The sequence below is a fragment of the Sphaerisporangium melleum genome (assembly GCF_014646695.1).
GTDB classification, from domain to species: Bacteria; Actinomycetota; Actinomycetes; order Streptosporangiales; family Streptosporangiaceae; genus Sphaerisporangium; species Sphaerisporangium melleum.
The window spans coordinates 61794-83224 of the sequence record NZ_BMNT01000034.1; the positions used below are offsets into that span (position 1 = coordinate 61794).

The window sequence follows — 21431 nt, forward strand, 5'->3', positions numbered from 1 at the left end:
ATGACCGACCGACCGAGAGTCCTGTACATCACCGGCTGGCTGCGCAGCGGCAGCACCCTGGTCGGCAACGTGCTCAACGAGCTTCCCGGCGTCGTGCACGCCGGCGAGCTGCACTACTTGTGGCAGAACGGGGTGCTGCGGGCGGGTACGAACTCGGTCTGCGGCTGCGGGGAGCAGGTTCGCGCCTGCTCCCTGTGGTCGGCGGTCCTCGCCTCCACGGGCGAGGACGACCTCACCGCGCTGGCGCGCCGCATGACGGCCGCCCAGCGACGCCTGCTGCGCACCCGGCACACGCGGGCCCGCCTGGCCGAACTCCGGCCGGGCGGGGCCGCCCCCGCCCCGGTGACCGCCGTGCTGGACCGGATGGCGGGGCTGTACCGGGAACTGGCCGCCCGGGGCGGCGAGCGGCTGGTGGTCGACGGGTCGAAGTACCCGGCCGAGGCCGCCGCGCTGCTCGGACGGGACGACCTGGACGTGCGGGTGCTGCACGTGGTGCGCGACCCGCGCGCCACCGCCCTGTCCTACCACCGCAGCAAGCAGTACATCGACCCGATGAGCCCGGCCGCCAGCACGGCCTACTGGACGGCCTTCAACCTCGCCTCCGAACGGGTCGGCGCCGCCGCGGGCGGACGCTACCTGCGGGTGCGCCACGAGGACCTGGCCCGCCGCCCGGCCGAGGTGATCGGGCAGGTGATGGAGTTCGCCGGGCTGGACGACCCGTCGCCGGTGGCCGCCGGCGGCACCGTGCTGCTGGGGCCCAACCACACGGTCACCGGCAACCCCGACCGGCTGACCCACGGCGCGGTGACCATCCGGCCGGACGAGCGGTGGCGCACCGAGCTGCCGTCCCGGCACACGCTGACCGCGACCGCGCTCGCGTTCCCCCTGCTGGCCCGGTACGGCTACCCGGTGCGGGCGGCCGGCCGCCCCACCCCGATCGGAAAGGAGAGCCTGCGATGGACCTCGGACTGACCGGGCGGGTCGCCATGGTCGCCGCGGCGAGCAGCGGCCTCGGCCTGGGCGTGGCCCGGGCCCTGGCCGCCGAGGGGGCCCATGTGTCCATCGCCGCCCGCGACCCCGGGCGGCTGGCCGCCGCGCACGCCGAGGTGGACGCCGCCGGGCCGGGGCGGGTGCTGAGCACCCCGGTGGACATGCGCGACGACGACGCCGTGCAGGCGTGGGTCGAGCGCACCGCCGCGGAGTTCGGTGCCCTGCACGTGGTGGTGACCAACGCCGGCGGCGTGCCGCACGGCAAGGCCGACGCCTTCACCCCGGGCCAGTACCGCGAGGCGATGGACTCCTCGATGCTGCCGCACGTGGCGATGTCCCTGGCGGCGCTCCCCCACCTGCGGGCCGCCGGCTGGGGCCGCATCCTGATGATCACCTCGGAGGCCGTGCGGCAGCCGCTGCCGGGCACCGCCCTGTCGGCGACCGCGCGGGTCGGCCTGCTCGGCTTCGCCAAGGGCCTGGTGCACGCGCTCGGCCCGAGCGGCGTCACGGTGAACGTGCTGGCGCCCGGCTGCCACCGCACGCCCGCGTTCGAGACGTTCCTGGAAGCGCGCCTGGCCCACGACAAGGAGACCGCGCTCAAGGAGATCACCGCGGAGATCCCGCTCGGCACGGTCGGCGACCCGGAGGACTTCGGCGCGCTGGCGGCGTTCCTCGCCAGTGAGCAGGCGCGGTTCGTCACCGGGACGGTGCTGGTGGCCGACGGCGGCAACACCAGGGGGCTGGGATGAGCCCGGCCATGGTGGACTACCAGCTCGGGCAGCTCGACGCGCTGGAGTCGGAGGCGATTCACGTCTTCCGCGAGGTGGCCGCCGAGTTCGAGCGCCCCGCCCTGCTGTTCTCCGGCGGCAAGGACTCCATCGTCCTGCTCCGCCTGGCCGAGAAGGCGTTCTGGCCGGCGCCGATCCCCTTCCCCGCGGTGCACGTGGACACCGGCCACAACTTCCCCGAGGTGCTCGACTTCCGCGACCGGCGGGTCGCCGAGCTCGGGATGCGGCTGGTCGTCGGCTCGGTGCAGGCGTCCATCGACGCCGGCCGGGTCGCCGAGCAGGGGGGCCGGTGGCCGACCCGCAACCGGCTGCAGACCACCACCCTGCTGGACACCATCGCCGAGCACCGCTTCGACGCGATGTTCGGCGGCGCCCGCCGGGACGAGGACAAGGCGCGGGCCAAGGAGCGCATGCTCTCCTTCCGCGACGAGTTCGGGCAGTGGGACCCCAAGAACCAGCGCCCCGAGCTGTGGAACCTGTTCAACACGCGCATCCGCAAGGGTGAGCACATCCGGGTCTTCCCGCTGTCCAACTGGACCGAGCTGGACGTGTGGCAGTACATCGCCCGGGAAGGCCTGGAGGTCCCCTCCATCTACTTCGCCCACACCAGGCGGGTGTTCGACCGCGACGGCATGCTGCTCGCCGAGAACCCGCACCTCGCGCCCGGCCCGGACGAGCCGGTGTACGAGACGACGGTGCGCTTCCGGACGGTGGGCGACATGACCTGCACCGGAGCGGTCTCCTCGGCGGCCACCGACGTGGAGTCGATCATCAAGGAGATCGCGGTCGCCCGGACCACCGAGCGCGGGGCGACCCGTGCCGACGACCGGGCCAGCGAGGCGGCGATGGAGGACCGCAAGCGCGAAGGCTACTTCTGACCCCGGTGCGCCGGGCCGGCCGCCGCCGGCCCGGCGCACCGGGACCGGCCCCGACCACCGTTGGTTTCCGACCCCGGCGAATCGAGCTCACATGGACATCCTCCGGTTCGCTACGGCCGGCTCGGTCGACGACGGCAAGAGCACCCTCGTCGGCCGCCTGCTGTACGACTCCAAATCGATCTTCGAGGACCAGCTCGACGCGGTCGAACGGGCCAGCACGGCCCGCGGCAACGACCGCATCGACCTGGCACTGCTCACCGACGGCCTGCGCGCCGAACGCGAGCAGGGCATCACCATCGACGTGGCCTACCGCTACTTCGCCACGCCCAAGCGCAAGTTCATCATCGCCGACACCCCCGGCCACCTGCAGTACACCCGCAACATGGTGACCGGCGCCTCCACCGCCGACCTGGCCATCGTCCTGGTCGACGCCACCAAGGGCGTGCTGGAGCAGAGCCGCAGGCACGCCGTGCTGCTCAGCCTGCTCGGCGTGCCGCACATCGTGGTCTGCGTGAACAAGATGGACCTGGTCGGCTACAGCCGCGAGGTCTTCGAACGCATCCGGGAGGAGTTCACGGCCTTCGCCGCCAAGCTGACCGCCTCCGACGTGACGTTCGTGCCCATCTCGGCGCTGAACGGCGACAACGTGGTGGAGCGCTCGCACGAGATGCCCTGGTACGAGGGCGGCTCGCTGCTGCACCTGCTGGAGACCGTGCACATCGCCTCCGACCGCAACCTGGTCGACCTGCGCTTCCCGGTGCAGTACGTCATCAGGCCGCGCTCGGGCGGGGCCTACCACGACTACCGCGGGTACGCCGGCCAGCTCGCCGGCGGGACGCTGCGGCCCGGCGACGAGGTGCTGCACCTGCCCTCGGGGCTGACCACCCGGGTGACCGGCATCGACACCATCGACGGGCCGGTGGCCGAGGCGTTCCCGCCGATGTCGGTCACGCTGCGGCTGGCCGACGACATCGACATCTCCCGCGGCGACATGCTCTGCCGCCCGCGCAACGCGCCGCAGATCACCCAGGACGTGGACCTGATGGTGTGCTGGATGGGCGACCGGCCCCTGCACCCGCGCACCACCCTGGCGGTCAAGCACACCACCCGCACCGCGCGGGCGCTGGTGCGCGACCTGCACTACCGGCTGGACGTGCACACGCTGCACCGCGACCAGGACGCGAGCCAGCTGCGGCGCAACGAGATCGGCCGGGTGAGCCTGCGCGTCACCCAGCCGCTGTTCTGCGACACCTACTCGCGCAACCGCCTGACCGGCGGCGTCATCCTCATCGACGAGGCGACCAACGCCACCGTCGGCGCCGGCATGATCACCGGCTCCGGCGGCATCGACTGACGGCGGCGCCTCGAAGGGCCCGCCCCCACTCGGCGCCGCGCGGAATTGAGTAGTGCGCGGCGCCAAGTGGGTAACGCAGGCCATTGCTCCGGCACCACCGCCTTTCGTACCTTCTTCTTGGTCAACCAGCGCTGTCAGCCAGTTCCCACGGACCCCCTGGATCCCCCGGACACCAGAGCACTGGAAGGAGCTCCGATGCCGACCCTTCGACCGTCGGACGTCCATACCCTCGCCACCGCCGTCGTGGACTCCATCGCGGTGGCCCTCGACCCCGACGCCCCGCACTCCGGCCTGTACTACTGGGAGTGCGCCCGCCCGTACACCGGCAAGGTGGTGGAGGCGGTGCGCGACGCCGAGAACCCCACCATCAGAGAGCTCGGACGCGCCCTGATCGACGCCCCCGCCGACCCAGAGCGGTACGCCGCCCTGCGCGAGGCGCTGAAGGCCCCGGAGGCGCAGGGGCCTGACACCGACCGCATCTTCGACCTGGCCTGGGAGTCGGAGTGCAACAACCGGCTCGGCCACCACGTGGGCGCGCACTACACCGCCAAGGAGGGCCTGGTCAGCGTCGACGACCTGCGCACCCTGCCCCCGGGCCCGGGCCTGCCGCCCGGCGCCGACCCGGAGGTGCTGATCGTGGTGCCGTTCCGCGACCGCGACACCGGCGGCGCCCGCCTGCGCAACCTGCTCGCCTGCTTACAGTCGCTGCGCGACCAGTCCTTACCCCGTGACCGCTACCAGGTCACCGTCGTGGAATCCGACTCCTTCCCCCGCTGGCGCGACGTCATCGAGCCGTACGCCGACAACTACCTGTTCGCCCCCAAGGCGAGCACGTTCAACAAGTCGTGGGTGGTCAACGTCGGCGTGGTGCACTCCCCCGGCCGCTCGGAGGTCGTCTCCATCCTGGACGCCGACGTGCTCGCCGACCGGGACTTCGTCCGCCGCAACGCCGAGCGGTTCGAGCGCCCCGGCACGATGGGCCACCTGACCTACCGCAACATGCTCTGCCTGGACACCCCCTCCAGCCAGCGGGCGATCAGGGAGCGGCTGTGGGACCGCGCCGCCCAGCCCGACCTGGACCACCTGCGCGGCTACACCCTGCGCCGCGGGCCCGGCTGCTCGCTGTGGGTGCGCACCAGCGCGTTCTTCCGCATCGACGGCATGGACGAGCGCTACGAGGGCTGGGGCGGCGAGGACATCGACTTCAACTACCGCTTCGACTTCGCCAACGCCTACGACAGCTACGACGACCCGCTGCTGCACCTGCGCCACCCTCCGGCGTCGGCGCTGCGCGAGGACGGCGAGCTGGTCAACGCGCACATCCCGCCGCTGAGCTGGAAGCCCGAGGAGCCGATCGGCCGCATCGACCGCTTCGCCCACGAGATCACGCCCGTCACGGGCGAACAGACGAAAGAAACGGTGGAAGCGGCATGACGCTCATCCAGGACCTGCCCTCCGGCGCCGCCGGCCTGGCCCCCGAGGGGGCCGGCCGGGCGCCGCGCACCCTCGGCACCGACCGGATCGACCGCAACCTCGACCTGGCCGGGAAGATCTACCAGCGGTCGATCTACCCGAGCGTCGAGCGGGTCGCCGAAGGAGGGCGGCTGTCGTCGCCGCTGGTGGTCGACCTCGACCCGACCACGCTGTGCGACCTGGCCTGCCCGGAGTGCATCAGCTCGGGCGTGCTGCACAAGGGCGCCCTGTCGCGCGACCGCATCGTGGAACTGGCGCACGAGCTGGCCGCCTCCAACGTCAAGGCGGTGATCCTGATCGGCGGCGGCGAGCCCCTCATGCACCGGTCGATCGGCACGATCATCACCATCCTGCACGAGGCCGGCATCCAGATCGGGCTGGTCACCAACGGCACCCTCCTCGGCCGCTACATGGACCAGATCGCCGAGATGGTGTCCTGGGTGCGGGTGTCGATGGACGCCGGCACCCTGCAGACCTACGACAAGTTCCGGCCGAGCCGCCGCAAGACCAGCGTCTTCCCGACCATCATCGACAACATCCGGCAGCTCGCCGAGCGCAAGCGCGGCGCCCTCGGGTACTCCTTCCTGCTGATGCAGCGCCGCGACGCCGACGGCGCCGTGGTGGACACCAACTACCACGAGGTGTACACGGCGGGGAAGCTCGCCAAGGACCTGGGCTGCGACTACTTCGAGCTGAAGGCGATGCTCGACGACGACCACTTCACGGTCAACCAGACGCCGGACGACGTCGCCATGGTGGAGGAGCAGCTCGCCCGGCTGCGCGAGCTGGAGGACGGCACGTTCCACCTGCTGGGCTCGTCCAACTGGGAGACCGTGCGCCGCGACCTCGACCCGGTGCAGCCCAAGGACTACGCCACCTGCCACGTGGCCGAGCTGCGCACGACGGTCACCCCGAACGGCGTGTTCGTCTGCCCCTACCACCGGGGCAACCCCAAGGCCCGGCTCGGTGACATCAACGACTCGTCGTTCGCCGAACTGTGGCACCAGGCCGACACCACCGTGGTCGATCCCCGCACGGACTGCAAGTTCCACTGCGCCCGGCACCAGACCAACCTGGAGATCGCCGCGGTGCCGGGCCGGGAACGCCCGGTGGAACTCCTCGACGACTTCGACCCCTTCATCTAGCACCTAGCGGCGGGACGGACCATGCGCATCGCGGTGATCGGAGCGGGGCCCGCGGGCCTCACCAGTGCCCGGCAGGCACTGGAGGCGGGACACGACGTCGAGGTCTTCGAACGGCACGACGACGTGGGCGGGATCTGGAACCCGGCGTCCATGGGCGCCTACGAGGGCGTCAGGATGCAGACCTCGCGGTCGGGCTTCCCGTTCTCCGACTACGCGCCGGAGCGGGGAGGAGAGTTCCTCACGGTCGCCGAGATGCATTCCTACCTGCGCGAGTACGCCGCAAGGTCCGGTGTGGCGCCGGTCATCCGGTTCGGGCACGAGGTGACCCGGGTGGCCCGCCACGACGAGGGCTGGCAGGTCACCGCCGCGCACCGCGGCGTGGCGGGCACCGGCCGGTTCGACGCGGTCATGGTCGCCAACGGCGAGCTGTGGCGGCCCCGGGTGCCGGCGGCCGCGGCCGCCGCGCCACCGGGGGTGCGGGTGATGACCGCCAAGGACTACCGGAACCCGGGCGCCCTGCGCGGCCTGCGGGTGCTGGTCGCCGGGGGCGGGGTGAGCGGGGCCGACATCGCCTCCGAACTGGTCGGCGAGGCGGCGTCGGTCGACTGGGCGGTGCGCCGCAGGCAGTTGTTCCTGCCGCGCGACTGCGGCGGCCTGGCCAACGACATGCTGTTCTCCTACATCGGCCGGGTCGCCCTGGAGGAGATGCCCTTCGGCGCTTACCTGGAGTGGCTGGAGCGGCTGCTGCCGGAGTACATGAGCATGTACCGCGCCACGGGGCTGCTGCCGGAGACCGGCTTCCACGGCGCCGTGCACGTGAACGAGAAGATCATCCCGCACGTGTTCCGCGGCGACGTCCGGGCGCGGGCGGCGTTCGACCGCTTCGACGCGAGCGGCGCGGTGCAGTTCGCCGACGGCGGCCGCGAGCAATACGACGTGGTCATCCTGTGCTTCGGCTACGAGATGCCCGACTACGGGTTCATCGAGGGCTTCCGCCGCCAGGAGCTGTACGAGCACTTCTTCTGGTACCGCCATCCGAGCCTGGTCGTGGTCAACACGCCGGTGGACACCGACGCGTTCGGCACGGCCTGCCCGTACTTCGAGGCCATCGCCGGATGGGGACTGGCCGTGCTGTCGGGCCGGGCGGAGCTGCCCGGCCGGGAGGAGATGGCCGCCTGGTGCGAGCGGCACCTGGGCGCGCTGCACGACCGGCGCTACTACGACTGCTGGCTGGAGACCGTCCGCATCGGCCTGGAAAGCGGCGCGCTGCCCGACCCTGCCACCCGGTTCGCCGACTACTGGCGCCTGGTGTCCGGTCTGGTGGTCCCGGCCAACCTGCGGCCCGGCGCGCAGCAGGACCTGCCCGCGCCCTGCGACGACCTGTTCGACCTCACCGAGCTCCGGCGGCGGCTGCTGGCCTGGCTCCCCGAGCCGGCCCGGGACGCGCTGCTGGCCGGCGGGCAGATCGACGCCGCGGACCACGCGGCCGCGGGGCAGGTGACGCCGGCCCTGCGCATCCCCCCGTGGCTGCCCTACCGCCAGCGCCTCGACGACGGCCAGGCGCCGCCCCTGCCCGGCACGCAGCGCGTCCCGGCCGGCGCCGCCTAGCCCCCACCCCCTAGGAGACGATGTGTATTCCACCAAGAGCAGCGGCCTGCGGATCTTCATGGACGGCGCGGTCACCCGCCTCGCCGCAGCCACCGCCGCGATCGGGGTGGGGGGCGCGATGGTGGTCCCCACCGTCAGCCTGTTCCTGTCGGACGCCGTGCACGCCACCCCGTTCATGATCGGCGCCTTCATCGCCGGGCGCGCGATCGCGGAGATCGCCACCGACCTGTCGGTCGGTGTGCTGTCGGACCGTGTCGGCAACCGCCGCATCGTGCTCGGCGTGTGCGCCCTGTTCGCCGCCGGGGGCGCGCTGTGCTACCTGCTGCTGCGCGACTACTGGCTGCTGCTGGTCTCCTCGGCCGTCATGTTCGGCCTCGGCGGCGCCACCTTCCCGCAGATGTACGCCTACACCCGTGAGCTGGCCGAGTTCCGCGGCCACGGCGTCACCTTCTTCAACTCCGCCATGCGCGCGGTCACCTCGCTGGCCTGGATCGTCGGCCCGCCCCTGGCGTTCGGGCTGATCGCGCTGCGCGGCTTCGAGACGCTGTACGCGGTCGCCGCCGTGCTGTACGCGATCGGCGGCGTGATCTGCTTCATCGGGCTGCCCAACACCGACCGGCGCCGCGCGCCCGCCCCCGAGAGCACCTCGTCGATCATCTCGGGCGACGCCGCGGCGGCCGATCAGCCCGCGGACGCACCGCCGCGGCCCAAGGCGGGCAACCCGTTCTCCGGGCTGCCGGCGCGGGTCAAGGCACTGCTCGTCACGATCGTCCTGCTGCTGGCCGTCAACGCGATGTACCAGTTCGACATCGCGCTGTACATCACCAAGGACCTGGGCATGGACGAGAGCTTCACCGGCCTGGTCCTCGGCCTCGGCTCGGCGCTGGAGATCCCCGCCATCATGTACATCGGCGCCAAGGCCGACCGCATCGGCCACTGGCGGGTGGTGATCGGCGCCGCCGTCTGCGCCATCGTGTTCTTCGTCGCGATGCCGTTCGCCCACACCCAGTGGGCGCTGCTGCTGCTCCAGGTGCCGAACGCCATCTGGACGGCCGTCGCGCTCAGCATCCCGGTGACCATCCTGCAGGACTCCATGCCCGACCGGCCGGGCGTGGCCTCCTCGCTGTACTCCAGCGCCTTCAAGGCCGGCATGTTCCTCGGCGGCATCGTCGCCGGGATCGTCGCGCAGTACGTGGGCTTCACCAACGTCTTCTGGGCCTGCGCCACCCTGTCGGCGTTCGCCCTGCTGTCGGTGCTGCTGCGTGGGAACACCCCCCGTCCCGCCCCGCGCGCCGCCTGACACCCGCCGGGCGAGCCGCCCGGTGCGACACCCCACCCACCTCTCGCCGGTGCGAGGGGACGCCACCCATCCCAGCGAGGGTTCCCGTTTCCCCCTGACAGGGCGGGGGCCGCCGAACCTTTCAGGAGCCTCGATGTCCAGCACGCCGAAAGCGACCGTCGTCATCCCGACCTACAACCGGGCCGAACTGCTCGGCCATACCCTGCATTCGCTCACCCGGCAGACCGTGCCTCCCGGCGACTTCGAGGTCGTGGTGGTGGACGACGGGTCCAGCGACGACACCGCCGCCGTGGCCGAGTCGTTCAAGGACCGCCTCGACCTGCGGTACTTCTTCCAGGAGGACGAGGGCTACCGGGTGGCCAAGGCCCGCAACGTGGGCATCGAGCACGCCCGCGGCCCGGTGTGCGTGTTCGTCGACTCCGGCGTGCTGCTCGACTCCGGCTGCCTGGCGGCGCACCTGGCCGCGCACGCCGGCCGGCCGGACCCGGTGGCGGTGGTCGGCTACGTGTACTGCTTCAACGAGGACAACGAGGATGGCGCGCGGATGGCGAGCGTCATCGACGTCGCCGCGCCCGACACCACCATCGCCATGCTGCGCGACAAGGGCCAGTGGGTGGACCTGCGCGAGGACTTCTACGACCTCTACACCGACGAGCTGGCCGATCTGCCGGCGCCGTGGCTGGTCTACTGGACCTGCAACGTGTCGGCGCCGACGGGCCTGCTGCGCGAGATCGGCGGGTTCGACGAGTGGTTCACCTGCTGGGGCGGCGAGGACGTCGAGATCGGCTACCGCCTGCACCGCGGCGGGGCCCGGTTCGTGCTCAGCCGGGAGGCGGCCTCCATCCACCACCCGCACGAGAAGAGCTACGACTCCAACGTCAGCGGCGCGCAGGGCAACTACGAGTACATCGCCCGCAAGTACGACACCCCGATCACCCGCCTGCTCCTCGGCAACCACTTCTTCCTGATCAACGACCTGATCCGCGAGCGCGGCCTGCCCTCCTGCGAGGACTACCTCGCCGGCCGCCTGGACGCCGCGGCGCGGCTGCGGGCCGAGGCCGTGTACCCGCAGCCGCTGCCGCTGCCGGAGCAGAACGACATCGTGCTCGCCCGGGCGCGCGCGGCCCGGGAGCGGGCGCAGGACAAGGTGGTGGAGTATGCGCACTGATCCGGCACGCGAGACCGTCATCGTCTTCTCACCGCACCCCGACGACGAGACCATCGCCTGCGGCGGCACCATCGCCGGCAAGGTCGCCGCGGGCGCCCGCGTGAAGATCGTCTTCTCCACCGACGGGTCACGCTCGCACAGCGCCGTGCTCGGCATCGACCGCGACCCCACGCCGGAGGAGCTGGCGGCGATCCGCCACAAGGAGGCCGAGGCGGCGGCCAAGGCGCTCGGCGTGGACCCGGCCGACGTGGTCTTCCTCGGGCACACCGACACCCTGCTGGCCGCGTCGATGAGCACCTTCCGCCTGCGGGTGCGCCGCCTGCTCGCCGAGCACCGCGACGTGACCGAGGTGTACCTGCCGCACGAGGTGCGTGAGCTGAACGCCGACCACCGGCTGACCGGCGAGGGCGTGGTGGACGCGCTGACCGAGCTCGGCCTCGCGCCGCGGCTGCGCCGGTACGTGGTGTGGGACGAGGACACCGAGGCGGCGTTCGCGTTCACCAACCGCGTCGCGCCCGAACGGGAGACCTCCCCGACCGAGCGGCTGGTCGGCGTGGACATCACGCCCTGGCTCGGCCGCAAGCTGAGCGCCCTTGAGGAGCACCGCACCCAGGTGACGCTGTTCTCCCCGGCGCAGACCCGCACCGTGGTACCCGAGACGTTCCTCGCGCGGCTGCGCGCCAAGCGCACCGAGGAGTTCTGGATCGACGAACCGGAGGAAGGCGCATGAGCGAGCCGTCCGTGGACGCGGCGGCGTCCGTCACCGAGGAGCCGGCGGCCGGCGCCGCGCTGCCCTACTTCCCGCAGTGGCCCCGCGTGCGCTCGGCGTTCCCGCGCGACCCCGGCATGGAGGAGCGCATCGAGGGCATCCTCGCCCAGATGACGCTGGAGGAGAAGCTCGGGCAGATGATCCAGCCCGAGCTGGCCGAGCTGACCGCCGAGGACGCCCGCACGTACAAGATCGGCTCGGCGCTGAACGGCGCGGGCATCTGGCCGGGCGGCGACCGGCACGCCGGGGTCAAGAGCTGGGTCGAGACCGTCGACGCGTACTGGGAGGCCGTCGAGGAGGCCTGGCGGGACCGTCCGTTCCGCATCCCGTTCATGTGGGCCACCGACGCCGTGCACGGGCACAACAACGTGTACGGGGCGACGATCTTCCCGCACAACATCGGCCTCGGCGCCGCGCGGGACCCCGGCCTGGTGCGCAGGATCGGCGCGGCCACCGCGCGGGAGATCGCCGCGACCGGCATGGACTGGACCTTCGCCCCCACCGTCGCCACGCCGCGCGACCGCCGCTGGGGCCGCTACTACGAGGGCTACTCCGAAGACCCCGAGGTCGTCTTCGCCTACGCCCGCGAGATGGTGACCGGCCTGCAGGGCGGCGCCGAGGGCCTTTCCGGCGACACGCACGTCATCTCCACCATCAAGCACTGGGTGGGCGACGGCGCCACCTTCGAGGGCGTGGACCGCGGCACCGCCCGCTGCGAGGAGGACGTGCTCCGCAACGTCCACGCGATGGGGTTCGTCTCGGGCATCGAGGCGGGCGCGCAGGCCGTCATGGCCTCCTTCAGCGGCTGGTCCGGGCCGGAGAACTACGACCACACCCCGGGCCGGCCGGTGGCCTACAACCACAAGATCTGCGGCAGCCGCTACCTGCTCACCGACGTCCTGAAGGACGCCATGGGCTTCGACGGCATCGTGATCAGCGACTGGGACGCCCACGCCGAGGTGGCCGGCTGCGCGATCGGCGACGCCGGGTACGCCATCAACGCCGGGCTCGACGTGCTGATGGTCGCCGGGCGGGAGGCCTGGCAGTCGGTGTGGCGCACCGCCCGCGAGCAGGTGCTGGCCGGCGTCATCCCCATGGAGCGCGTCGACGACGCCGTACGGCGGGTCCTGCGGGTGAAGATGCGGGCCGGCCTGTGGGACAAGCCCCGCCCGCGCGAGCGGTCGCTGGCCGGCGAGGCGTCGGTGGTGGGCCACGAGGACCACCGCGCTCTCGCCCGCGAGGCGGTGCGCAAGTCGCTGGTGCTGCTGAAGAACGCCGGTGGCGTGCTGCCGCTGTCGCCCGCCGCGCGGGTGCTGGTCGCCGGCAGCGGCGCCGACGACATCCGCAAGCAGGCCGGCGGCTGGACGCTGAGCTGGCAGGGCAACGACGTCACCCTGGCCGACCTGCCCGGCGCCTCCACGCTCGGCATGGCGGTCGCCGGCGTCACCGGAGCGGACGGCTGCCGGGTCGACCCGTACCTGGAGGACACCGACCCGGCCGGTTACGACGTGGCGGTGGTCGCGATCGGCGAGGACGCCTACGCCGAGATGCGCGGCACGATCAAGCCATGGGGGACGCTGGAGTACGCGCGGCTCAAGCAGTCCTACGCCCGCGACCTCGCGACGCTGCACAGGCTGCGCGCGGCCGGGGTGCCGGTGGTGACCGTCCTGTTCACCGGGCGCCCGCTGTACGTCACCGACGAGATCAACCTGTCGGACGCGTTCGTGGTGGCCTGGCTGCCCGGGACCGAGGCGACCGGGATCACCGACGTGCTGTTCGCCGGGCCGGACGGCGAACCGGCGCACGACTTCCAGGGGCGGCTGACCTTCAGCTGGCCGCGGCGCAAGCGCTCGATGAGCGTCAACCGCATCCCGCCGCACATCCCCGGCTACCGGGTGCCCGCCGAGGAGCAGGCCCCCGAGGGCGAGCACGAGCCGCTGTTCCCCTACGGCTTCGGGCTGTCGGTCCGCGACACCGGCCCGCTCGCCGACCCCGGCCCGCTGCCGGTGGACGAGGAACCCCCGCCGCCGCCCGCTCCCCCGGTCTCCGGCCCGCTGGAGGTTCACGGCCCGCGCGCGGGCGGCGCGTACCGGCTGCGCATCGGCGGCCACAACACCTGGTCGCGCGAGGACATCTCCTCCGAGCGGCCCACCGAGACGCTGGTCGTGCGGGCCGAGCCGGTCGGCGACCCGGCCCGTCCCGGCGCGGTGTCGCTGCGCTTCAACGGGTTCGTGGCGTTCGTCTACGCCCAGGACCCCGATCAGCGGCCGCGCGACCTGCGCGGCTACCGCGAGGCCGGCGGCCGGCTGAGCATTGAGGTACGCGTGGTGGAGGCGCCGGACGCGCCGCTCTACCTCGCCTGCCACGACGACTATCCGGCCCAGCCCGGGCTGGATGTGACGCGGTCCCTGCGGGAGCTGCCCGCGGGGACCTGGACCACGATGGAGGTGCCGCTGGAGGAACTCGAACGCATCGGCGTGGATCTGCGCCACGTGGACGTTCCCTTCATGCTCTACACCGAGGGCAGGGCCGTCCTGGACATCGGCGAGGTGCGCTGGCTGACCGCCTGACCGATGGCCTGACCGTGGGCGGCGAGGGGACCGGTACCCTCGCCGCCCACGCGCGCGCCCGGGGTGATTTTTCCCGACAAAATGGGGGCAGAGCGCCGCTTACGTTTGCGCTCCGAGCCACATAGGGTTATCGGGAACCGACGAAGGGAAGCGCGGGTGCCTACGGAAAGCGGGAGCTGTTGGTGCGCACCCTGAAGATCCTCTTGGCCGAGGACGTTCACATGGTGCGCGGAGCGCTCGTCGCTCTGCTGGAGCTGGAGCCGGACCTCACCGTCGTCGCCGACGTCGACCGCGGCGACGCGATCGTGTCCGCCGCGATGGAGCACCGGCCCGACGTGGCGGTCATCGACATCGACCTGCCCGTGGTGGACGGCCTGACCGCGGCGGAGCTGCTGCACAAGGAGCTGCCGTCCTGCCGCACGCTCATCCTCACCAGCCTCGGCCGGCCCGGCACGGTCCGCCGCGCGCTGGCCGCCCACGTCACCGGGTTCCTGCTCAAGGACGCCCCCGCCGACCAGCTCGCCGAGGCGGTGCGCAACGTCGCGGCCGGCAAGCGCGTCTTCGACCCGCAGCTCGCGCTGAGCGCGTGGGACATCGGCGACAACCCGCTGTCGGAGCGCGAGCTGCAGGTGCTGCGCATGGCCGCCAAGGGCGCCGAGGCGGCCGAGATCGCCGCCGGCCTGCACCTGTCGGCGGGCACCGTGCGCAACTACCTGACCACCATCGTCATGAAGCTCAACGCCCGCAACCGCGTGGACGCCATCCGCATCGCCACCGAGGCCGGCTGGGTCCCCTGACCCCGCCCATGCCGCCTGCCTCACAGGGGAAGCGGGGTGCGGTCCAGGAACCAGTAGAGGCTCACGGCCACGATGCCGGCCGACATCACCAGGGCCGCCTGGCGGGCGGCGGGCGTGCGGCGCAGCAGGGCCAGCAGCGGGAACACCACGGCGATGATGGCGAGCTGCGCCGCCTCGACGCCGACGTTGAAGCTCAGCAGCGACAGCAGCAGCTCCCATGATCCGCGCTCGGTGATGTCCAGCGCGCCCGCGAAGCCGAGGCCGTGCACCAGGCCGAAGGCGAAGACGACCGGCAGCCGCCAGCGGCCCAGCCTGTCCTCGCCACGGCCGAGGAGGGTGGCGAGCGCCACGACCGTGATGGACGCCGCGATGACCGGCTCGACGATCGCGGAGGGGACCTCGACGATCCCCAGCGCCGCCAGCAGGAACGTGACGCTGTGCGCGACCGTGAACGCCGAGGCGGTGACCACGACGTCACGGACGCGGCGCGCGCCGATGAGCAGGGCCAGCAGGAAGAGGATGTGGTCGAAGCCGAGCAGCAGGTGCTCGATGCCGAGCAGGAAGAACTCCCCGGCCTGGCTCGACGCCCGGCGCTGGTCGACGCGCAGCGTCGGGCTCGCGGCGACCAGGACCGCCGAGCCCTTCCTGCCGTCCAGGTCGTACCGCAGGAGCGTCTCGGTGCTGTGCACGAAGCTCTCGGCGTCGGGGAACAGCGCGCTGGAGATCGCGTGCGCTCCCCCGGCCTCGCCCGCGCAGTCGTAGGCGAGGGTCAGCACCGCGAAGGCCTTCTTGTCGCGGGCGCGCACGTCCGCGTCGCCGGACATGGTGGGCGCGCACGGCCTGCCCTCGTAGGCCACGTCGAAGCGGCGGGTGACGTACTCGGTGACCGCGTCGCGGTTGATCGTGAGCTGGCGGAGCTGCTCGGCCCGTTCCTTGGCGTCGTAGGCCTGCGCGTACAACCAGGCGGACTTCATCAGCAGGTCGTACTCCAGCTCGAGCACGACCCGGACGTCCGGGCCCGCACCGGCGGCGGTCACCTCGGCGTGGGCCTTGGTGGTCGCGTCGTGCGCCGCCGCGGGCTCGGGACGTGCCAGGCCGGTCAGCACGACGGCGACCAGCGCGGCGAGCAGCACGGCGAGCGGCCGCGGCATGGCGGACGGCACGGCGGCGGGGGCCGGGGTGGACGGCCGGCGCCTGCGGGACATGTCTGTGGCCTCCATAGGGGGATGCCGCCCCGGACGCGGTCCGGGGCGGCGGTGACGGATCAGCGGTGGATCAGCGGTGGAACCAGTGGTAGTAGGGCGAACCGGGTCCCCAGGTTCCCGGGCGCCCGTGCTCGTCCTTGGTGACGAAGACGCTGGGCTCGGAGGCGGTGACGCCGCCGCCGGTCGAGCGGGCCGTGACGAACCAGGCGTAGACCGTGTCGTCCTTCAGGCGGTCCCAGGTCACCGAGGCGACCTGTCCCGACGCGACCGTGCTCTTGCCGATGACCCGCGTGGGCTTGTAGAGCGCCAGGGAGTCGGTCCGGAAGCTCGTCGAGCGGGAGGTGAGGTCGACCGGCAGCACCATGTTGTCCTCACGGCCGTCATAGCGGTGCAGCGGGTCGAACTCGGCGGCGCCGAAGTCGTTCAGCAGCGGGGAGTAGGTGTCCACGCTGAGCTCCGCCCGCTTGACGTTGAACTGCAGCAGCCGGAAGAAGCTCGCGCCGAACTGGAGCTGGTCGGCCGGGTCGTACCCGCCGATCTGGGTGAGCCCGAGCCGGTCGGCCGACACGGTGTAGAACTGGTAGTCGGCCAGCAGCTCGACGACGCCCTTGCCGACCTGGCCGACCTTCGGCTTGACGTTGGTTCCGACGCCGTGCTCGTGCCCGGCGAGGATGAGGAAGACGTTCGGGTTCTTCTCGACCACCGTCTTGTACAGCATGGACCCGTCGGGGGCCGAGAAGCCGGCGCCGCGCCCGTCGGGGTTGGTGCTCGGCACGAGGTAGTCGTGCGAGAGCAGGATGCCGTTGCGGTCAGGGAACTTCTTGAAGACCGAGTCGGCCCACTCGGCCTCGTCCCGGGTCACGCCGTACGACAGGCCGACCACGACGAAGTCCAGCCCGCCGGCCGAGAACAGGTCGTAGTGGTTCTGGTTGTCGCCCTCCTTCCACGGGCCGCCGTACTCGGCGTGCCGCCAGCCCTTCGAGGCGTCCTGGTAGCGGCTCGGTCCGTAGTACTTGTTGTAGATCGCGCCGGGGCCGTCCTCGGTGCCCGACTGGTTGTCGTGGTTGCCGGCGATCACGCCGTTCGGGATGCGCGCCTCGTCCAGCCCGCGCTGCAGCTTCGAGGACAGCTCGAACTCGCCGGCGACCTGCCGCTGCATGGCCTCGTCGGCGGGCTTGCGGATGTTGTTCTCGATGATGTCGCCGGTGTGCGCGACGTAGGAGATCTTGCGCGCGTCCTTGTTCGCCTTGATCCAGTCGACGACCTTGCCGTAGGCCGACTCCCACACCGCGCGCTCCTGCTCGGTCTCCTGCTCCACCGCGCCCTCGGAGAGGTACTGCGTGTCGGTGTAGTGGACGATCGAGAAGTCGTAGGAGGCGGGGTCGGCGAAGCCGTTCGGGTCGCCGGGGTCGATGTCGTCGGCGAACGGGTCCTCGCCCGTCACCATGACGTGCACCTTCTGCCGGTCGATGTGGCCGGCGTCCACGACGGCCGAAAGGACGGTGTCGCCCTCCGCGGCGCCGCGGGCGCTGGTCAGCACGTCCCAGGCGCCGGTGTCCGTGTTCCACACGCGCAGCGAGACCAGGCGCTCGGGGTCGATGTCGCCCTCCCAGCGCAGCACGGGGGACTCGGCGTGCCCCTTCACCTGGACGTCGTACCGCTGGTAGGTGACGTCCCGTCCGGCGGGCGCGTCCAGCGTCCGGCCGTCGGCGGGCTCCAGCCCCTCCGCCTTGACCTTCCGCTCGCCGGGGACCTTGAGGGTGGTCGGGACGGACGCCGCCGTACCCTGGAACACCTCCTGCGGGGTGAGGATCTCGGCCTGGGAGAACGTCGCGGTCACCTTGCCGCCGCCGGGTTCGCCGACCTTGGCCGTGAGCTTGACCGGGTCCGACACGTCGGTGGTCCCGCTCGCCGGGGTCAGCCCGTCGGGGACGTCCGGGACGCCGGCCGACTGGAACCTGATCTCGCGGGTCGCGGTGTTGCCGAGCCCGTCGGTACCGGTGACGGCGAGCGTGTGCTCGCCCGCGCCGAGGCCGGGGCCCACCTTCGCGCCCAGTTCGATCGGCGTGCCGTCGAGCTTGATGTCGGGGCCGGAGACGACGCCGGAGGCGTCCTTCAGCTTGACGTCCAGCACCACCGCGGCGGTGATCTTCTCACCGGCCGCCGGGACGCTGGAGGCGATGGCCGGCGCCGAGTTGTCGCTGATCAGCACGCGGGTGGCGACCTCGCCGGTGGCCGAGGTGGCGGCGAGGGTGTGCTTGCCGTCCTTGATGGCGGTGGTGTCCAGGTCGGCGCGCAGGCCGCGGGCCGGCGCGTCCACCAGGAATTCCAGGTCGATCTCGGTCAGCGGGTTGACGTTGTCGCCGCAGTTTCCGTCGCCCATGCCGTAGGAGCTCTTGAGCATCTGGCCGGTCGCCGTGCCGCCCACCGGGGCCAGCGCGATGGCGGAGATGGTGAAGTCGTCGCGGTTGTTCCCGCACGAGGTCGGGAAGGTGCCGGCGACGAAGTCGATCGTGTTCCAGCCCGGCACCAGGTACTCGTTCGGGATGGGCAGGTCGACGCGGCGGCTGACGAAGTCGCCGTCGAGCACGACCTTCTGGCCGTTGATCAGAACATAGTTCTGGTAGCGCGCCTCGATCGAGTTGCTGCCCACGGTGAAGCTGAGAGTCGCCTGGCCCGAGCCGAGCGTCTCGACGGTGCGCACCGCCGGGGCGTCGATGGTGTAGCGCAGCTCGGCCTCGCGCGGGAGTGCCTGGTCGCTGCCGCAGTCGCCGTCGCCGATGCCGTAGGACGGCTGGACGTCCTTGCCGGTCACGGTGGCGCCGTCGAGGGCGAGGGCGAGGTTCGCGATCGTGAAGTCGTCGCGGTCGTTGCCGCAGGTGCTCTTCCAGTCGCCGGCGACGACCTTGATCGTGTTCTCCCCGGGCACCAGGAAACGGGCCGGGATCGCGACGCTCACCCGCCGGCTCGCGTAGGAGCCGCCGAGGTCGACGCGCTTGCCGTTGACGAGCAGATGGTCGTCGTACTTGTCCTCGATCGCGTCCGCGCCGACGTCGAAGGAGAACGTCGCGGCGCCGTTGCCCAGCGTGCCCTTGGCGGGCGGCTTCTCGCCGTCGACGGTGAGGGAGGCGACGCCGCTTCCCCCCGTGGCCGGGACGTTGGCGAAGACCGGCTTGGTGCCCGCCACGAGGGTGCCGTCCGTGGGCGTCAGCCGCGGCGCGCCCGCCGGGGCGTTGTTCACGGTCACGGTGTGCTCGACGGTGACCCCGGCGGCCGTGGTGGCCGTGATGGCGTGCTCGCCGTTGGCCAGCTTGGCGGTGTCCAGGTCGGCCGTGAGCCCGGTGGTCCCCCGCGGGTCGGACTGCACGAAGAACTTCAGCGTGGCACGGGTCAGCAGCGAGGTGTTCGAACCGCAGCTCCCGTCGCCGAAGGACAGGGTGTAGGGGTTCTCCTCGCCGTCGGCGACCTCGCCGAGCAGTTCGAGGCCCACGTCGGAGAGTACGAAGTCGTCGTAGTTGACCCCGCACGAGCCCTGGATCGTACCGACGACGATCTCGATCGTGTTCTCGCCCTTGACCAGGTGCTCGTTGGGGATCTCCATGATCGCCCGCTCGTTCACGTGGTCGCCGATGTCGCTGCGGTAGGCGCCGTTGACCAGCACGTGGCTGTGGTACTGCGCCTCGGTGGAGTTGGAGCCGACGTCGAAGGCGAGCCGGGAGACGCCGAGCGTCCTGGTCGCCTCGAGCGGGGTGGCGTCCACGGCGAGTTTCGTGACGCTGTCACCGGCGGTGGCCGGGACCGCCGCGACCTTGGCCGTCCCCTCCAGGTACGCGCCGTCGGCGGGGATGAGCGTCGGAGGGGCCGGGGCCTGGGTGCTCGTCGGGGCCGGGGTGGGCCGGCCCCGGTCCTGGTCCCCCGGTGCCGGGTCGGCGTACGCGGTCGTCGTGGCGCCGCTGATGAGCAGCGCCACGGCGACCACGACGGCGGTGAGGCGTCCCCGCCCCCGCAGGCCCCTCGGCGAACTTCGTGCTGCCATTGGCCGCATGTGATGCAGTTCCTTCCACGGTGTCGGCAAGCACGATCAGATGGCTTGCTCTCGGCCCGACACGATGGAGCGCACGAGTGAACGGATCGCATGCGGAGGCTGACGAGAATGGGAACCTAGCGCCTCAATTTGATCATTTCCCCCAATAGTGGACGAACAGCGCCATCACCGTCAGCGCTGCGGATCCGGCCGATCACGCCCAGGGGTCGAACGGGATGCCGCCGGGCTTGGCGCGCGAGAGGAGGTCCGAGAACCGCCCATCGTTGATCTTGATGGTGGCGGACCCGAAGTCCGCCGTCATCAGCCGGTCGCGCAGCGAGGTGCTCGGCCAGCCGTTCCAGTCCACCAGCGGCGGGTACCGCCAGGTGTGGTAGTGGTTCTCCGGCGGCTCGTCGTTGCCGTTGGCGAGCCGGAAGAAGTGGGTGGACGCCCCGTCCTTGTGGTAGACGACCTTCGGGTGCGACCCGTCGAACCGCACCTGCGAACGCGCGTACGTCACCACGCTGCTGTGCTGCGTGGTCGACACGTACTCCACCCGGTCGGCGGCCTGGTCGATCCAGGAGATGACATGCTCCCAGTCGTGCCGGTGCCCGCCCAGGCTGATGCCGGGCAGCGCCTGGTCCTTCTCGAAGTAACTGGCGTAGACGACGGCGCACCAGCCGTTGTTGCACTTTGAACGGGCGTAGGTCTGCGAGTTGTCCAGGTCCGACTGGTCACGGCAGTTGCCGTTGACCGCGCCGGTCGGGTTCAGCCCCGGAGCGAGGGTGCCGTCCGGCCCGATGGCCGGGGTGGCGTAGCAGCCGTCGCCGTCGTAGTCGTAGGCGGGCGAGAAGGACTGCTCGTACCCTCCGGCAAACTGGGGGAGGTTGCGCGGCGGTTCGGCGAGCGCCGCCGACGCCGGGATCACGACCCCGAGCGCGGTGGCGGCGAGCACGACACCGACCCGCGAAAGGCCGCGCCCGGAGGATGGGGTGCGCCCGCCGCGCGCGGTCGCCGGCTTCGATGTCCAGGCGGTGGGGGTGAATGACGACAGTGTTCGCATTCTTCCGCTTTCTCGAAGGACGTGCTCCATGACCTGCGTCGCACCGGGGTGACAGGGAAGGCGTCGCTCGTCGCGTTCGGCGATTGTGAGCAAGCCTCGCATTGCCACGGCACCACAGGGCCGGCGCTTGATCAAGGTCCTCGAGCCGGATGACACCGACATGTATCCACGACGGCCGGAACATGGCCCCCGAGCGAACCTCGCGCGCAGCCGACCGCGGTCGATCGCGCCGGCGCCTCTCGGGCACTCCGCCCACTCCGCATCACGAGCCGTCGGAGGTGTGGTCGGGTGACCGGAAC

The 21431-nt window shown here is 71.7% G+C and carries 15 protein-coding genes; 12 read left to right on the plus strand and 3 right to left on the minus strand.

Going from position 1 to position 21431, the window contains the following annotated elements:
* From IEY93_RS27165 to IEY93_RS27220, 12 genes are all read left to right on the plus strand, one after another.
* Positions 1-972: a sulfotransferase gene (locus IEY93_RS27165; RefSeq protein WP_189165965.1), complete on the plus strand. Its 972-nt coding sequence runs from the start codon at positions 1-3 to the stop codon at positions 970-972.
* Entirely contained in the window at positions 957-1739 is a 783-nt protein-coding gene (locus IEY93_RS27170) for an SDR family NAD(P)-dependent oxidoreductase (RefSeq protein ID WP_189165966.1), read from the plus strand. Before IEY93_RS27165 ends, IEY93_RS27170 begins: the two co-directional genes overlap by 16 nt.
* Positions 1736-2656 (plus strand): sulfate adenylyltransferase subunit CysD, encoded by a 921-nt coding sequence (cysD, locus tag IEY93_RS27175; RefSeq protein WP_189165967.1) that lies wholly within the window; start codon positions 1736-1738, stop codon positions 2654-2656. The genes IEY93_RS27170 and cysD overlap by 4 nt, the downstream gene beginning before the upstream one ends.
* 91 nt (positions 2657-2747) lie before the next feature.
* The gene (locus IEY93_RS27180) at positions 2748-4010 is read left to right on the plus strand and encodes a sulfate adenylyltransferase subunit 1 (protein WP_189165968.1); all 1263 of its coding nucleotides are present in this window, start codon (positions 2748-2750) and stop codon (positions 4008-4010) included.
* A gap of 195 nt (positions 4011-4205) precedes the next feature.
* A complete protein-coding gene (locus IEY93_RS27185; RefSeq protein WP_189165969.1) occupies positions 4206-5444 on the plus strand; it encodes a glycosyltransferase family 2 protein in 1239 nt (412 codons plus the stop codon).
* Positions 5441-6628: a radical SAM protein gene (locus IEY93_RS27190; RefSeq protein WP_189165970.1), complete on the plus strand. Its 1188-nt coding sequence runs from the start codon at positions 5441-5443 to the stop codon at positions 6626-6628. Before IEY93_RS27185 ends, IEY93_RS27190 begins: the two co-directional genes overlap by 4 nt.
* A 21-nt stretch (positions 6629-6649) precedes the next feature.
* Positions 6650-8236 (plus strand): flavin-containing monooxygenase, encoded by a 1587-nt coding sequence (locus tag IEY93_RS27195; RefSeq protein ID WP_189165971.1) that lies wholly within the window; start codon positions 6650-6652, stop codon positions 8234-8236.
* Positions 8237-8258: 22 nt separating this feature from the next.
* On the plus strand, positions 8259-9536 hold the full coding sequence (locus tag IEY93_RS27200) for a sugar efflux transporter (protein ID WP_189165972.1): 1278 nt from the start codon (positions 8259-8261) through the stop codon (positions 9534-9536).
* Positions 9537-9669: 133 nt separating this feature from the next.
* Positions 9670-10704, plus strand: a complete 1035-nt coding sequence (locus tag IEY93_RS27205) for a glycosyltransferase (protein WP_189165973.1) — start codon at positions 9670-9672, stop codon at positions 10702-10704.
* Positions 10694-11434 carry a PIG-L deacetylase family protein gene (locus IEY93_RS27210; protein ID WP_189165974.1) on the plus strand — a complete coding sequence of 247 codons (741 nt, stop codon included), beginning with the start codon at positions 10694-10696 and terminating at the stop codon, positions 11432-11434. Before IEY93_RS27205 ends, IEY93_RS27210 begins: the two co-directional genes overlap by 11 nt.
* Positions 11431-14043, plus strand: a complete 2613-nt coding sequence (locus IEY93_RS27215; RefSeq protein WP_189165975.1) for a glycoside hydrolase family 3 protein — start codon at positions 11431-11433, stop codon at positions 14041-14043. Before IEY93_RS27210 ends, IEY93_RS27215 begins: the two co-directional genes overlap by 4 nt.
* A gap of 182 nt (positions 14044-14225) precedes the next feature.
* Positions 14226-14840 (plus strand): response regulator transcription factor, encoded by a 615-nt coding sequence (locus tag IEY93_RS27220; protein ID WP_189165976.1) that lies wholly within the window; start codon positions 14226-14228, stop codon positions 14838-14840.
* 20 nt (positions 14841-14860) lie between these two features.
* Here IEY93_RS27220 and IEY93_RS27225 read toward each other — a convergent pair whose 3' ends face one another.
* From IEY93_RS27225 to IEY93_RS27235, 3 genes are all read right to left on the minus strand, one after another.
* Positions 14861-16045: a HupE/UreJ family protein gene (locus tag IEY93_RS27225; protein ID WP_203968718.1), complete on the minus strand. Its 1185-nt coding sequence runs from the start codon at positions 16043-16045 to the stop codon at positions 14861-14863.
* A gap of 70 nt (positions 16046-16115) precedes the next feature.
* Positions 16116-20081 carry a metallophosphoesterase gene (locus tag IEY93_RS27230; RefSeq protein ID WP_189165977.1) on the minus strand — a complete coding sequence of 1322 codons (3966 nt, stop codon included), beginning with the start codon at positions 20079-20081 and terminating at the stop codon, positions 16116-16118.
* 202 nt (positions 20082-20283) lie between these two features.
* Positions 20284-21132 (minus strand): NPP1 family protein, encoded by an 849-nt coding sequence (locus IEY93_RS27235; protein WP_189165978.1) that lies wholly within the window; start codon positions 21130-21132, stop codon positions 20284-20286.
* Positions 21133-21431: the final 299 nt, after the last annotated feature.

Coding starts and splice junctions, on each gene's coding strand:
- IEY93_RS27165 (WP_189165965.1), top strand. CDS start 1: ATGACCGACCGACCGAGAGTCCTGTACATCACCGGCTGGCTGCGCAGC.
- IEY93_RS27170 (WP_189165966.1), top strand. CDS start 957: ATGGACCTCGGACTGACCGGGCGGGTCGCCATGGTCGCCGCGGCGAGC.
- cysD (WP_189165967.1), top strand. CDS start 1,736: ATGAGCCCGGCCATGGTGGACTACCAGCTCGGGCAGCTCGACGCGCTG.
- IEY93_RS27180 (WP_189165968.1), top strand. CDS start 2,748: ATGGACATCCTCCGGTTCGCTACGGCCGGCTCGGTCGACGACGGCAAG.
- IEY93_RS27185 (WP_189165969.1), top strand. CDS start 4,206: ATGCCGACCCTTCGACCGTCGGACGTCCATACCCTCGCCACCGCCGTC.
- IEY93_RS27190 (WP_189165970.1), top strand. CDS start 5,441: ATGACGCTCATCCAGGACCTGCCCTCCGGCGCCGCCGGCCTGGCCCCC.
- IEY93_RS27195 (WP_189165971.1), top strand. CDS start 6,650: ATGCGCATCGCGGTGATCGGAGCGGGGCCCGCGGGCCTCACCAGTGCC.
- IEY93_RS27205 (WP_189165973.1), top strand. CDS start 9,670: ATGTCCAGCACGCCGAAAGCGACCGTCGTCATCCCGACCTACAACCGG.
- IEY93_RS27210 (WP_189165974.1), top strand. CDS start 10,694: ATGCGCACTGATCCGGCACGCGAGACCGTCATCGTCTTCTCACCGCAC.
- IEY93_RS27215 (WP_189165975.1), top strand. CDS start 11,431: ATGAGCGAGCCGTCCGTGGACGCGGCGGCGTCCGTCACCGAGGAGCCG.
- IEY93_RS27225 (WP_203968718.1), bottom strand. CDS start 16,045: ATGTCCCGCAGGCGCCGGCCGTCCACCCCGGCCCCCGCCGCCGTGCCG.
- IEY93_RS27230 (WP_189165977.1), bottom strand. CDS start 20,081: ATGGCAGCACGAAGTTCGCCGAGGGGCCTGCGGGGGCGGGGACGCCTC.
- IEY93_RS27235 (WP_189165978.1), bottom strand. CDS start 21,132: ATGCGAACACTGTCGTCATTCACCCCCACCGCCTGGACATCGAAGCCG.